Source organism: Streptomyces sp. S3(2020), assembly GCF_013044505.1.
Lineage (GTDB): Bacteria > Actinomycetota > Actinomycetes > Streptomycetales > Streptomycetaceae > Streptomyces.
The window spans coordinates 1-13,816 of sequence record NZ_JABERD010000083.1; the positions used below are offsets into that span (position 1 = coordinate 1).

The window sequence follows — 13,816 nt, forward strand, 5'->3', positions numbered from 1 at the left end:
CGCGCAGGCCGCATGAACGTCCTGAACGCGATCGCGACCGAATAGCCATATCGAACGGGGGAGCAACGCCCGGCGCCAAGAAGTCCCCCGTGACTTCTCGGCGCCGGGCGTTGCTCCCCCGTTCGATATGGCTATTCGGTCGCGATCGCGTTCAGGACGTTCATGCGGCCTGCGCGGAACGCCGGGATCAGCGCCGCGAAGAGGCCCACGAAAGCCGAGCCGATGAAGACGCCGAGGATGGTGGGCCAGGGGATGTCGAGGACGTTCAGGCCCTCCATGGCGAGGAGCTTCTGGGCGGTGGCGCCCCAGCCCATGCCGAGGCCGAGGCCGAGCAGGGCGCCGAAGAGGGCGATGACCACCGACTCCATACGGATCATGCGGCGCAGCTGGCGGCGGGAGAGACCGATCGCGCGCATGAGGCCGATCTCGCGGGTCCGTTCCACCACCGACAGGGCCAGGGTGTTCACGACGCCCAGGATGGCCACGATGATCGCGAGGCCGAGCAGGCCGTAGACCATGTTCAGGAGCTGGCCGACCTGGTCCTTCAGTTCCTGCTTGTAGTCGGTCTGGTCGCGGACCTGGTACTGCGGGTAGTCGTGGAGCGCGTCCTTGAGGGCGGCGTAGGCCTGCTTCTCCTGGCCGTCCTTGGCCTTGGCGAACATCATCGAGTTCGGCGGGATCTGGTCGGCGGGCACGTACTTCTTCATCGTCTCGATGCTGAGGTACCGCGCTCCCTGGTCCAGCGCCCCGCTGTCGTCGGTGATGGCCGCGACCTTGAGCTTCGCCGTGTCGCCGCCCTTGAAGGCGACGGTGATGGTGTCGCCGACGTGGACGCCGTGGTCCTTGGCGTAGTCGGAGCCGACGGACATGGCGTTCTTGCCGTACGCGGCGGACAGGGTGCCCTCCGTCGTCGGGCGGCGCAGGTCCTGGGCGTACGTCGGGTCGGCCGCCGTCACCTGGGAGACGTCCTTCTTGCCGTCGGGCGTCGTCAGAGTCGCCTCCAGCTCCTTGTACGACGTCACGTGCGCCAGGTCCGGGCTCTGCTCCATCGCCTTCTGGGCCTGCGGGACGATCCGCTGGCTGTTGCCCTGGACGATGAAGTCCGCGCCGACCGACTTGTCGAGCTCGCTGGTGGCCGAGGCGACCATGGAGGAGCCGACCACCGACAGGCAGGCCACCAGGGCGAGGCCGATCATCAGGGCGGCGCCCGTGGCACCCGTACGACGGGGGTTGCGCAGAGCGTTGCGCTCCGCCATGCGGCCGACCGGTCCGAAGGCCCGCAGGATCACCGCGCTGATGACCCGTACGACCCCGCCCGCCAGGAGCGGGCCGATGACGACGAAGCCGATGAGGGTCAGGACCACGCCGCCGGCCAGCAGCAGCGAGCCGTCCTTCGCGGTGTCGGCGGTGGCGGCCGCGTAGAGCGCGTAGCCGCCCGCGCCTGTCAGGACCAGCCCGATGACGCCCCGGATCCGGCCCGCCTTGCCGTCGGCCGGGGTACCGGCGTCGCGCAGTGCGGCCATCGGGGAGACCTTGCCGGCCCGGCGGGCGGGCAGGTAGGCGGCGAGGACGGTGACCACGACGCCGAGGATCATGCCGACCACCGGGGTCGTCGCCTTGATCGTGAGGTCCTCGGTGGAGAGGTTCATGCCGGCCATGCCCATGAGCTTCATCAGCCCGATGGCGATACCGACGCCGGCACCGACGCCGAGGACGGAGCCCACGAAGCCGAGGAGCAGCGACTCCACCAGTACCGAGCGGTTGACCTGCTTGCGGGAGGAGCCGATCGCCCGCATGAGGCCGATCTCCCTCGTCCGCTGGGCGACCAGCATGGAGAAGGTGTTGATGATCAGGAAGATGCCGACCAGGAACGCGATCCCGGCGAAGCCGAGCATGGCGTACTTGATGACGTTCATGAACTCGCCGACGTCCTCGCGGTTCTCGTCGGCGTTCTCCTTGGCCGTCTGGATCTTGTACGTGCCGTCCAGGGCCTGTGTGACGTTCCGCTTGAGCTGGGTGTCGCTGACGCCGGCCGCGGCGGTGGCGTAGACCTGGGTGAACCGGCCCTCGGTGCCGAGGAGTTCGCGCTGTGCGGTGGCGGTGTCGAAGTAGACGATCGCGGCACCGGGGTTGGTGATCTTGAAGGTGGCGATGCCGACGATCTTCGCCTTGAAGTCTCCGATGACGGAGATGGTGCGCAGTTCGTCACCGATCTTCAGGTCGTGCTTGTCGGCGGTGTCGGCGTCGACCATCGTCTCGGTGGGGCCGCGCGGCGCGTGTCCGGAGGTGATCTCCATCGAACGCAGGTCGCTCTTCGTCCAGTTGCCCGCGATGGTGGGAGCGCCGGTCGAGGACCCCATGTTCTTGTTGTCGCTGTCGACGACGGTCACGTTCATCGAACTGACCGCGCCCTCGGCGGACTTGACGCCGTCCGCCTTCGCCACCTGCTGGACCGTGCCGGCCGGCAGCGACTCGGGCTTGCCGTTCTGCGGGGTGTCGTCGCTCTTGGCCGCCTTCGGGGAGACCGTGACGTCGGACGCGGTGGTCGAGAAGAGTTTGTCGAACGTCGTGTTCATGGTGTCGGTGAACACGAGCGTGCCGCACACGAACGCGACCGACAGCAGGACGGCGACGGCCGAGAGGGCCATCCGTCCCTTGTGCGCGAAGAAGTTGCGCATCGAGGTCTTCAGGACGGTCATGACGTCCGCCCCCGGGCGTCGAAGTCCTTCATGCGGTCCAGGACGGCGTCCGCGGTCGGCTTGTACATCTCGTCGACGATCCGGCCGTCGGCGAGGTACAGCACACGGTCGGCGTAGGAGGCCGCGACCGGGTCGTGCGTGACCATCACGATGGTCTGCCCGAGCTCGGTCACGGACCTGCGCAGGAAGCCCAACACCTCGGCGCCGGCACGGGAGTCGAGGTTTCCGGTCGGCTCGTCCCCGAAGATGATCTCGGGCCGCGCGGCCAGTGCCCGGGCCACGGCGACACGCTGCTGCTGACCGCCGGAGAGCTGGGTGGGCCGGTGCTTGAGCCGGTCGCTCAGCCCGACGGTGTCGACGACCCGCCCCAGCCACGCCTTGTCCGGCTTGCGGCCCGCGATGTCCATGGGCAGCGTGATGTTCTCTATCGCGTTCAGCGTCGGCAGCAGGTTGAACGCCTGGAAGATGAACCCGATCCGGTCCCGGCGCAGCTGCGTGAGCTTCTTGTCCTTCAGCCCGGTGATCTCGGTGTCGTCCAGGTAGATCTGCCCGGAGGTGACGGTGTCGAGTCCGGCGAGGCAGTGCATGAGCGTGGACTTGCCGGAGCCCGAGGGCCCCATGATCGCGGTGAACTGCCCGCGTGCGATGTCCACGTCCACATGGTCGAGGGCGACGACACGGGTCTCGCCGGACCCGTACGCCTTGACGACCTGCCGCGCCCGCGCGGCAACGGCCGTAGTCCCTCCAGTGCCCCCGTGCCTGGTGATGGTCACAGCCGATGTCACGGTATGTCTCCTAAGTCGGTCAGCGAGTGGCGCGCACTGATCCCTGTCGATCCGTGCCGGGTCGTACGTGCTGCTGTTACGTGCTGCTGTGTGGATGAGTCTGGCCTCGGCGAGGGGTCCGGCGCGCTGGTGCTGAGCGCCGTCTTCTGGTGGGGAAAACCCCACCCCCGCCGCTGCGGTACACCGCCCCCGAGCGGCGTAAAGCCAGGTTAAGGACGGGCCGGGTGCCTTCTCGTCCTCCGGCGGTACGAGCCCTCCCCCAGCCGTAGTACGGAGGTACCCCTAGGGGCGATCCACCCGAGGGTGGAGTCGATCTAGGGGTCCGCTCCACCCTCCGTCCCGCTCAGGCTGCACCCTGCCGCGACGTGAGGGTCAAGTGAGAGGGTGTTGCGCGGCAGATAGATGCAGGGGGAAGGAATCTCATGGGCCAGGGCGATACGGAGATACAGCCCGCGGCGACGGCCGGCGGCCCGAAGGACTCGCACCGCCGCGGCGCCGTCGTCGCCGCGCTGATGCTCGCCATGGCCCTGGCCGCCCTCGACTCGACGATCGTCTCCACGGCCGTCCCGCAGATCGTCGGCGACCTGGGCGGCTTCTCCGTCTTCTCGTGGCTCTTCTCCGGCTATCTGCTGGCCGTGACGGTGACCCTCCCGGTGTACGGCAAGCTCTCCGACACCTTCGGCCGCAAACCGGTGCTGATCGCGGGCGCCGCGCTGTTCCTCCTCGGCTCCCTGCTCTGCGCTCTCGCCTGGAACATGGGTTCACTGATCGCGTTCCGCATCGTGCAGGGCCTGGGCGGCGGCGCCCTCCAGGGCACGGTCCAGACGCTGGCCGCCGACCTCTACCCCCTGAAGGAACGCCCGAAGATCCAGTCCAAGCTGTCCACGGTGTGGGCGGTGTCGGCGGTGGCCGGCCCGGGCGTGGGCGGCCTGCTCGTGGCGTACGCGGACTGGCGCTGGATCTTCCTGGTCAACCTGCCGGTGGGGGCACTCGCCCTCTGGCTCATCGTCCGCTACCTGCACGAACCGAGACGGGACTCCCCCGACCGCGGTCGCCGCCCCCGTATCGACTGGGCGGGCGCCCTGGCGGTGTTCGCCTGCGGAGGCGTCCTGCTGACGGCGCTGGTGCAGGGCGGGGTGGCCTGGCCGTGGCTGTCGGCCCCGTCACTGGCGTTGTTCGGTACGGGACTCGCCCTGGTCGCGGTGGTGGTCCTGGTCGAACGCCGGGCGGCCGAGCCGATCATCCCGGGCTGGGTGTGGCGCCGCCGCACGATCGCCGCGGTCAACCTGGCCCTGGGCGCGCTGGGCCTGCTGATGGTGGCCCCGACCGTCTTCCTCCCGACGTACGCCCAGTCCGTCCTGGGTCTGGCACCGGTGGCGGCCGGCTTCGTCCTGACGATCTGGACACTGAGCTGGCCGGTGTCGGCGGCCCTCAGCCAGCACGTGTACCGGCGGATCGGCTTCCGCAACACCGCCATGCTCGGCATGGGAGCGGCGGCGCTGATCCTCTTCGCCTTCCCCTTCCTCCCCTACCCCGGCCGGGCCTGGCAGCCGACCCTCCTGATGCTGCTCCTGGGCGCCGCGCTGGGCCTCTTCCAACTCCCCCTGATCATCGGTGTGCAGTCGACGGTCGTCTGGTCGGAGCGCGGCACGACCACGGCGTCGGTCCTCTTCTGCCGCCAGACCGGCCAGACGATCGGCGCCGCCCTCTTCGGCGCGGTGGCCAACGGCGTGCTGTCGGCCCGCCTCGGCGGCGCGAGCGACCTGGACTCCGTGACCCGCGCCCTGGATTCGGGCGCCGGTTCGGAGCCCCTGCGGCGGGCGATCGCGGACGCGGTGCACGCGGTGTACCTGGGGGCGGCGGGGGCGGCGGCGCTGGCGTTCATCGTGCTCCTGCTGCTGGCCCCACGGAAATTTCCGGTGATCACGGAGTGAGATGCGTACGGTGCCGGACATGGCGGAACTGAGACTGGAGCGACTGCGGCCGGACCACGCGAGGGCCCTGCTGGCCTTCGAGCGGGAGAACCGGGGGTACTTCGCCCGCTCGGTGCCGGACCGTGGCGACGCCTACTTCACACCGAGCGGATTCGCCGACCGCCACCGCGCCCTGCTGGACGAACAGGAGTCCGGCGACTGCCACTTCCATGTCCTCCTGGACGAGGAGGACTCACTGCTCGGCCGCGTCAACCTGATGGATGTGGCGGGCGGCACGGCGGAGTTGGGGTACCGCGTCGGCGAACGGACCGCGGGCCGAGGGGTGGCCACGGCGGCGGTGGCCGAGCTGTGCCGGATGGCGGGAACGTCGTACGGCCTGGCCGCCCTGACGGCGAAGACGACGGAGGACAACACCGCGTCCCGAACCGTCCTCGAACGCAACGGCTTCGTGCTCACCGAGCACATCACCCTGATGGAACGCCCTGGCGTCCGCTACGCGCGCGTGGGACTCGGCCATGGAGAGCACCACCGTCAGTAGCGCTCGTTCACTTGACGTAGCCGTTCACACCTCTCAAAAATCTGAGTTAATCCGGGTAACACCCGAGGTCAGAGAAGTAAGCGCATACCGACCAATCAGTTTGGTGAAGCATCTCGCCCTGCTGGCTACCAACGAGTAACGTGCGTGGCTCCGCTCACCCCACCCCCCTCTCCAACTCCCTGCGGTCCGCACCGGGCCCGAGCCACGCAAGGAGCCACGGGATGTCATACGACCCGTTCCCGCCCTTCGCCCCAGAACACCGTCCCCGCCGCGAGGCGCTCGGGCACCACAGCGATCTGCGGATCCTGCGCGGCGCCTACCGCCGGCAGCGCCGCGTCGCGACCCTCACCGCGCTCGGCTACTTCACCCTCTTCCTCGTCCTGTCCGCGTTCGCCCCGTCCTTCATGACCAGCCGCATCGGCGACACACCCCCGACCGGTCTGCTGCTGGCCCTGTTCCAACTCCCCATCACCTGGCTGGCGATCGTCCTGTACGAGCGCACGGCCCGGTCCTACGTCGACCCGCTCGCGGACCGCATCCGCAAGCAGTCCGCGCTGGACGCCAAGCGGGGAGCGACGCGATGACGGGACAGACGGGCTTCAGCGACTCGGCGCAGGCGATGTCCCTGGTGGCGTTCTCCGCCATCGCCACGATCACGCTGCTGCTGTGCGTGATGACCGGGCCCGACCGGGACGACCTGGACGAGTTCTACACCGGCTTCGGCTCCCTGGGCCCGCTGCGCAACGGCCTTGCCATCGCCGGCGACTACATCTCCGCCGCGACCGTGCTCGGCACGGGCGGGGTGATCGCGTTGTGCGGCTACGACGGGATCGTGCTCGCCCTCAGCACCGCGCTGTCGCTGATGCTGCTGATGTTCCTGCTCGCCGAACCCCTGCGCAACGCGGGCCGGTTCACCATGGGCGACGCGCTGGCGCGGCGCATGCCCGGGCGTTCCGTGCGGATCGCGGCGTGCGCGGTGACCCTCGCGGCGCTGCTGCCGCTGATGCTGGTGCAGCTCGCGGGAACGGGCCAGTTGCTGGCCTTCATCCTCGGCTTCTCCGGCGAGGGGCTCCAGACGGGCTGCATCGTCGGGCTCGGCGTGCTGATGATCAGTTACGCGGCGATCGGCGGGATGAAGGGCACCGCCCTCATCCAGATCCTGAAGATCGTGATGCTGCTCGGTTCGGGCGCCGTGGTGGCCGTACTGGTGCTCCAGCGGTTCGACTGGGATCCCGGCGCGCTGTTCGACGCCGCCGCCGCGCAGAGCGGGGTGGGGCCGGCCTTCCTGGAGTCGGGGCTTCAGTTCGCGGGCGGGCCCAACCCCCGCCTCGACATGATCACTTCGCAGCTGACGGTGGTCGTCGGCGGCGCCTGCCTCCCGCACGTCACCATGCGCATGTACACCGCCTCCAGCGCCCGCCAGGTGCGCCGCTCGATGTCCTGGGCGGTGTCGGCGGTCGTCCTGTTCGTGCTCGTCATCACGATCGTCGGCTTCGGGGCCACCGCCCTCATCGGGCGCGCGGCGATCGCGGGAGCGGACCCGCAGGGCAACACGGCGTATCTGCTGGGTTCCCGGGCGGTGTTCGGCGCGGACGTCTCGACGGCGGAGACCCTGCTGTTCACGACGGTCACCACGGCGATCTTCCTCACCCTGCTCGCCTCCGTCGCCGGCATGATCCTCGCCTGCGCCAACTCCCTCGCCCACGACGTCTTCGCGGTCCGGGGGCGGGAACTCTCCGCGCGCCGCGAGATGACACTGGCCCGGGTCTCGGCGCTGGCCGTCGGCATCCCGGCGATCCTGCTGGCCACGATGGTCCAGCACCGCAGCCTGCAACCCCTGGTGACCCTGTCCTTCTGCCTGGGCGCCTCGGCGATCGCCCCCGCGCTGGTCTACGGCCTCTTCTGGCGCCGCTACACCCGAACGGGCCTGCTCTGCACCCTGATCGGCGGCTCCCTGACCGTGCTGCTGCTGATGCCGGGCACCAACCTCGTCTCCGGCTCCCCCGTCTCCGCCTTCCCCGGCGCCGACTTCAACTGGTTCCCCTTCACCACCACCGGCCTCGTCTCCATCCCGGCCGGCTTCGCCTTCGGCTGGCTCGGGACGGCGGTGTCGGGGCGGCGCAAGGCGGAGGAACAGCGACGGCAGTACGAAGCGGTGGAGGGGTGGATCCTGGCGGGGGCAGTGCGCAGGGGGGAGTGAGCGCGGGGCCGGGCGCCCCCTGGGCGGGCGCGCGCCCTACTCCGCCGGTGCGCGTCCCGTCAGCGTCGTCAGGCTGTTGCGTACGAGGTCCATGTGGGCGCGTACGTCGTCCCAGCGCTCCCCGTGCTCACGCAGCACACGCTCCGTCTCGCGGGCGATCCGGTCCTCGCGCACGCGCGCCTCGGCGAGGATCTCGGCGGCACGTACGCGTGCCTCCTCCTGGCGGTGCCGGGTGGAGGCCTCCGCGTCGGCGAACGCCTGCTTCGCCTCGGACAGCGCGGCCTCGGCGCGCGCCACCTGTTCGGCGTGCCGGACGTCGAGCGCCGCCGCGCGCTCGGCCTCCTCGCGCTCCGCCTCGGCCCAGCGCTCGGCGTGCTCCTTGTCCTGTTCGACGAGCATCCCGGTGGTGCGTTGCCGCACCTCGCGCAACGCGGCGAGCGCCTCCGTGCGCCCTTCCTTCACTTCACGCCGGGCGGCGACGCGGATCTCGTCGGCCTCGGCGCGGGCGGCGAGCAGACGCTGACGGGCCCGCTCCTCCGCATCGGCGCGTACGACGTCGGCGTGCGCCTGTGCCGCATCGTGCACGCCGTTCGCACCCGCCTGCGCCGCCTCCGCGAGGCGCCGTGCCTCGTGTCGCGCGCCCTCGCCCACGGCCGCGGCCTCCTCCTGCCCGAGCTGGAAGAGCCGGCGCGCACGCTCCCCGAGCGCCTCGTACGTCTGCGGGGCGAGCCGCGCGACCCGCTCGCGCAACGACACGAGCTCCGCCTCCATCTCCTTGGCGAGCACGGTGAGGCGGGCGGCGCGTTCCCAGGAGGCGTCGCGGTCCTGGGAGAGCGCCGCGGCGTACGCGTCGACCTGCTCGGGACGGTAGCCACGCCGTACGGCCATGAAGCCGTGGGACGGGACGGGTGTGCCGCTCATCCTGGGACCCCTCTCCATCAAGATGTGTGCGAAATGAAGATTTCGCGCACATCTTGATGTATCAGGCAGAAATGTGCATAACGCGACACTCCGCACAGAGGTCACGGCCGTCGTCCCGACAACGAAGAGCCGGGCCCGGTCGCGATGACCGGGCCCGGCTCCTTCAGGTCGGGATCAGGGAAGGCGGCGCCTCACAGCAGGCCGTCCCACATCTGCTCCAGCAGCACCGACCACCAGCTCTCCGGCGAACCGAGCGCCGCCGGGTCGAGCGAGGCCAGCTGGGCCTGGAAGTCGACCGTCCAACGGCCCGCCTGCTCCTGGTTCAGCCCGAACCTGAGCCGCCACATCCGCCCGAGCAGCGCCAGGCACCGCTGGAACTCGGGCAGCCCCGTGTTCACGAACTGCGGCGGCACCGGCGCACCGCCCGGACCCGCCTCCACCGGCACGGCGACGATGTTCGCCGTCCCGTACTGCACACAGATCGCCTTGCCGAAGTCACTGCCCATGACGAGGTACGACCCCGCGTCCGCCGCCGGCTGCACCCCCCGCTCGTGCGCCAGCTCGGCGAGCGTCGGCACCGGCCGCCCCGGCTGGGCCTGCGCCCAGAAGAACGGGCCCATGTCCATCGGCAGCCCCGCCACCACCAGCGAGTGCGCCACCACCGGCGGCACGCCCTGCCGGGAGACCGCGGCCTGCTCGAACCGGAAGACCCCCGGCCCGAACGCCCCGGCGATCTCCTGCGCGATGCCCTCCGGCGGGATCGGCGGCGCCGGCTGCACGGGGGGAAGCGGGGCGCGGACGGGCGCCGGACGCGCCGGCCCGTCCGCCACCTGGTGCAACTCACCCTGGTGCGCCAGCAACTGCCGCATCCCCTGCTGCCGGCTCGCGTGATCCGTGCCGTACGGCGCGATGCTCGCGATCCGCGCCTGCGGCCACTGCTCCCGGATCATCCGCGCGCAGTACGCACCCGGCAGCTCGCACGACTCCAGCTCCGTGTGCAGCTCCAGCACCTGGTCCGGCGGGACGTTCATCCCCCGCAGCTCATGGAAGATCTGCCACTCCGGGTGCGGCGTGCCCGGCGCCGAACGCCGGATCAGCTGCTGCTCCGACCCGTCCTGAGCGCGGTAGCGCAGGACGGCCTGATACCCGGGACCGACGGTCGGCTGCCCCTGCTGCGGATAGCCGTACGCCGACGGCTGACCGGGCCCGGGCTGTCCGGGCGGCGGCACGGCACCGGGCGGCATCGGCTGGGGGGCGCCCGGAGCCATACCCGGAACACCGGGTGCGCCGGGGGCTTGCGGCGGCGGAGGCACGCCGGGGCCGCCCACGGGGGGCGCCGCCAGCATCGTCTCCGCGTGGTGGACAGCACCACGCGCGCCCCCTGAAGAGCCCTGGGCACCGGGGGCATGCGGTGCGCCGGGGAAGCCCGGGGCACCAGGAGCGTGCGGTGCGCCAGGAGCACCGGGTGGCATCTGCGCGCCGGGCGCACCCGGCATGCCAGGGGCGCCCGGAGGCTGCGGCGCGCCCCCTCCCGGGCCCATGCGCCCGGGGTCGGCGAGCATCGTGGCGGCATGGTGCACAGCGCCCGGAGGCGTACCGCCGGGCGGATTCGGCGCACCCGGCGGAGTGGGCGCGCCCGGAACACCCGGGGCGCCCGGAGGCTGCGGTGCGGCCGGCCCGGCGGGCCCGCCCTCAAGTCCGTTGGGCCCCAGCGCGGAGACGAGCTGTGTCGGCACATACCCACCCGCCGGCGCACCCGGCGCGGGCGGCGGCGTGGCGCCCGGCCGCGCGCCCGGCGCCCCGGGGCTGCCCGGCGGAGGCGGCGTGGTCGAGCCGCCGCCCCGACGCGGCGGAGGCGACGCCTTGCTCGTGGCGGCGTCGGCGATGTCCCCGGCGTTCGGCGCGAGCGGCCGCTCCGGCGCACCCGGCGCACCGCCGGGCCCCTGCGGATACCCATAAGAAGGAGGACCCGGGACAGGCGGCGGCGTACTGCCCTGCGGCACACCCGGCGGAGGCGTACCCGGCGCACCCGGGGCTCCCGGATAGCCGTAGGCCGACCCACCCGGCACCGCACCACCCGGAGGCGGCGTGCTCCCCTGGGGGGCGCCCTGTGCACCCGGCGCACCCGGCGCATTCGGATCATCGAGCGCCGGCGCGAGCGCCGTCGGCGGCAGCTGGCTCCCGCCCGAGATGAGCGCCGTGTGGGCGTCCGAAGGCGTCGCGGGCGGCGGAGTGTCGTCGTCGGTACCGCTCAACGGCGGCGCGAACACGGTCGCGGGCAGCGGTACGGAACGGTCGTCCCCCGCATCCGCGTTGGTGTCCGTCCCGGCCCACGGCGTGGCCCCGGCAGGCACCCCCGACGCGGGAGGCGCCCCCACGGGCACCCCGGCCTGCGTCTCGGGAAGAGCCCCGGACGCAGCCCCGGCCCCAGCCCCGACACCGGCACCGGACCGCCCAGCACTCCCGGCACCGGCACCGGTCCCGCCCCGCCGATCCGGAATCCCCAGCTGATCCGCCGCCTCCTGCAACCACTCCGGCGGCGTCAACAAGAAGGATGTCTGATTCAGATCGACCCGAGCCGCGGGCGCCGGCGTGGCAGCCGCGGCGTCGTCGGCGGCACGCCCGTACTCCTCCTCGTAACGGCGGATCACCTCACCCACCGGCAGCGAGGGCCACAACGTGGCCTCACCGCTGTCCCGGGCGATCACCAGCCGCTGCGCACCACCGTCCGAGCGCGGCCCGTCCGCACGGTCCTCCGCCCACACGACGAAGCCGAGCTCGAACTCCCGCACCCGCACCTCACGATGCTGGTACGAGGGCACATCCCCGTTGATCCACTCCTCGGCGCGCTCCTGCGCCTGCGCGAAGGTCACCATCGCTCAGTTCACTCCCCAGCCCCGGAAACCGGCACGGACCGCGCGAACCCGCCGTCCACCATCAGGTTCGCCACCGTCTCCAACTCGGGCGGATTGCCCGCCAGTCGGGACAGGAAGGCGTCGAAGTCCTCGCCGCACGGCAGCAGCAGCCCCGCCACCCGGTCGGCGGGCGGAACGGAGGGATCCACGTCCCGCGCGTCGTCGTAGGCGCAGAACCAGACCGATCCGATCCCCTCACCCTTGACCTTCACGGCCAGCAGTCCGCCCTGGACGAAGCCGACGCCGAGGTAGTCCTTGGTCAGATGGTCGCGCAGGCACTTGTTGACGTAGACGAGGTCGTTGACGGCGGCCTCGTCCCGCACGGTGAAGAACGGCTGGTCGACCAGGAGACCGAGCTCCGGGTCCAGCGCCGCGCCCACGGGGGCGCAGCCGCCCGCCGCCTTCAGGAACGACCGGTACGCACCCGGCAGCCGGTACCCGAGGTCCTCCTCGACCCCCAGAACCTGCGACTCCGACACCGCCGCACCCGACTTCGGCAGACCGAAGTGCGCGGGCCGCGTCTCCTGCAAGGGCCGCGTCCCCCGCTTCCCGTGGTCCACCGCGGCCGTCGCGATACCTCCGTGGTGCCGCAGCAGCGCCTTCACCTCGACGGGCACCAGTTCGAGCCGCCGCGAGCCCACCACGTGGTGCCACGTCCAGCCGTGCGGGGTCGCCACCGCGGGCACCGTGTCCCACAGTTCATGACCGGTCGCCGAAAGGGCCGCGTTGGCCGACACGTAGTCCGTCAGCCGGAGCTCGTCGACGCCGAACCCCTCCGGTGGATCGGCGATCTCCGTGGCGGCACGCGCATACGCGGAGAAGTCCGGGTAGCCGTGCTCGTCCACCCGCACCCCCCTGGGGTGACGTGCGGCCCGGACCGGATCCGGGAAATGCACGACCTGCCCGGCGTAGGCCGCGTTCGGCGGCGCGGCTTGCTGCCCGAGCCGACCTGTCGTCATGGCGGTTGCCCCCTGCGGCACTCTGTACGAGCCTCGACGACCGGTTCCGGTACACCCGGCTCCGACCCGCCCCAGCCCGTATCGACTTCTCCGACGCGTTGACCGCATACATGCGGGTGCCGACAGCCTATGCGGTACGACGACACCGGTCACCGGGCGCCGGTCAGCCGCCCTCCGCTTCCGTGACCAGCCGTCACCCCGTCGTGACAGCCCGCCCAAACCCGGGCGTGTCGCGCCGCCCCAGCTTCCGCACCAGCCACGGCATTTGGCACTCTGTGTCGTCCGGGGGGATGCTCGGGAGGGGATGATGATCATGAATACGACGCAGACGGGACCGCAGACAGGGCCGCGACCAACCACGTCCCACGACCCGCGGACCGATATGTCCGGCGATCCTCGGATCGGCTGGAGCAGCACCGAAGCGGCTCACGCACCCACTCTCCGGCACCGCCGCGACGGCATACTCCCGACCGTCGCCGCCGCCCTCTCCGTCCGCGGCGCCACGCTCACCGGCACCGCCGCCCGCGGCGACCAGGGCCCGCCCCTGCACCCGCTCGTACAGGACTTCCTCGACACCCTCACCTCCGCCCAGCGCGACCGCTTCACCGGCCGCTGCGCCGAGACGATCCTCATCTCCCGCCATCTCGCCGCCGCCGACGAGGCCCGCAGCAGACGCGCCGCCCGCAGACCCATGACCAACGGCGAGGCCCGCAAGGCCCTCAAGCAGGCCAAGCTCACCGCCCGCCGCATCCGTGAGGACGGCGACCCCCTCCACGGCAGCTTCGCCGCCCCCTGCCGCGCCTGTACCGCCCTGAGCGCCCACTTCGGCGTACGCGTCGTCGACCCGGCGGCCCCGGACAGCTGA

10 protein-coding genes are annotated in these 13,816 nt (G+C 71.6%); 5 read left to right on the forward strand and 5 right to left on the reverse strand.

Annotated elements, in window-relative coordinates:
- Positions 1–131: 131 nt before the first annotated feature.
- Both HLK59_RS25245 and HLK59_RS25250 read right to left on the reverse strand, forming a co-directional pair.
- Positions 132–2,699: an ABC transporter permease gene (locus HLK59_RS25245; RefSeq protein ID WP_171143785.1), complete on the reverse strand. Its 2,568-nt coding sequence runs from the start codon at positions 2,697–2,699 to the stop codon at positions 132–134.
- Positions 2,696–3,484 (reverse strand): ABC transporter ATP-binding protein, encoded by a 789-nt coding sequence (locus HLK59_RS25250; RefSeq protein ID WP_046257571.1) that lies wholly within the window; start codon positions 3,482–3,484, stop codon positions 2,696–2,698. The genes HLK59_RS25245 and HLK59_RS25250 overlap by 4 nt, the downstream gene beginning before the upstream one ends.
- Positions 3,485–3,906: 422 nt before the next feature.
- Between HLK59_RS25250 and HLK59_RS25255 the strand changes: the two genes are divergently transcribed.
- From HLK59_RS25255 to HLK59_RS25270, 4 genes are all read left to right on the forward strand, one after another.
- On the forward strand, positions 3,907–5,418 hold the full coding sequence (locus HLK59_RS25255; protein WP_171143786.1) for an MFS transporter: 1,512 nt from the start codon (positions 3,907–3,909) through the stop codon (positions 5,416–5,418).
- Positions 5,419–5,437: 19 nt separating this feature from the next.
- Positions 5,438–5,956 (forward strand): GNAT family N-acetyltransferase, encoded by a 519-nt coding sequence (locus HLK59_RS25260; protein WP_171143787.1) that lies wholly within the window; start codon positions 5,438–5,440, stop codon positions 5,954–5,956.
- A gap of 221 nt (positions 5,957–6,177) precedes the next feature.
- Positions 6,178–6,540 (forward strand): DUF485 domain-containing protein, encoded by a 363-nt coding sequence (locus HLK59_RS25265; RefSeq protein WP_171143788.1) that lies wholly within the window; start codon positions 6,178–6,180, stop codon positions 6,538–6,540.
- Positions 6,537–8,156 carry a cation acetate symporter gene (locus HLK59_RS25270; RefSeq protein WP_171143789.1) on the forward strand — a complete coding sequence of 540 codons (1,620 nt, stop codon included), beginning with the start codon at positions 6,537–6,539 and terminating at the stop codon, positions 8,154–8,156. Before HLK59_RS25265 ends, HLK59_RS25270 begins: the two co-directional genes overlap by 4 nt.
- Positions 8,157–8,192: 36 nt before the next feature.
- Here the strand turns inward: HLK59_RS25270 and HLK59_RS25275 are convergent, their stop codons facing one another.
- The 3 genes from HLK59_RS25275 to HLK59_RS25285 form a co-directional block, all read right to left on the reverse strand.
- Positions 8,193–9,077 carry a cellulose-binding protein gene (locus tag HLK59_RS25275; RefSeq protein WP_240982633.1) on the reverse strand — a complete coding sequence of 295 codons (885 nt, stop codon included), beginning with the start codon at positions 9,075–9,077 and terminating at the stop codon, positions 8,193–8,195.
- Positions 9,078–9,268: 191 nt separating this feature from the next.
- Positions 9,269–11,953 (reverse strand): SUKH-4 family immunity protein, encoded by a 2,685-nt coding sequence (locus HLK59_RS25280; RefSeq protein WP_171143790.1) that lies wholly within the window; start codon positions 11,951–11,953, stop codon positions 9,269–9,271.
- A gap of 8 nt (positions 11,954–11,961) precedes the next feature.
- Positions 11,962–12,951 carry an SMI1/KNR4 family protein gene (locus HLK59_RS25285; protein ID WP_171143791.1) on the reverse strand — a complete coding sequence of 330 codons (990 nt, stop codon included), beginning with the start codon at positions 12,949–12,951 and terminating at the stop codon, positions 11,962–11,964.
- A gap of 304 nt (positions 12,952–13,255) precedes the next feature.
- On the opposite strand from HLK59_RS25285, the gene HLK59_RS25290 reads away from it, so the two are divergent.
- Complete coding sequence (locus HLK59_RS25290; RefSeq protein ID WP_171143792.1) at positions 13,256–13,816, forward strand: YwqJ-related putative deaminase; 561 nt, start codon at positions 13,256–13,258, stop codon at positions 13,814–13,816.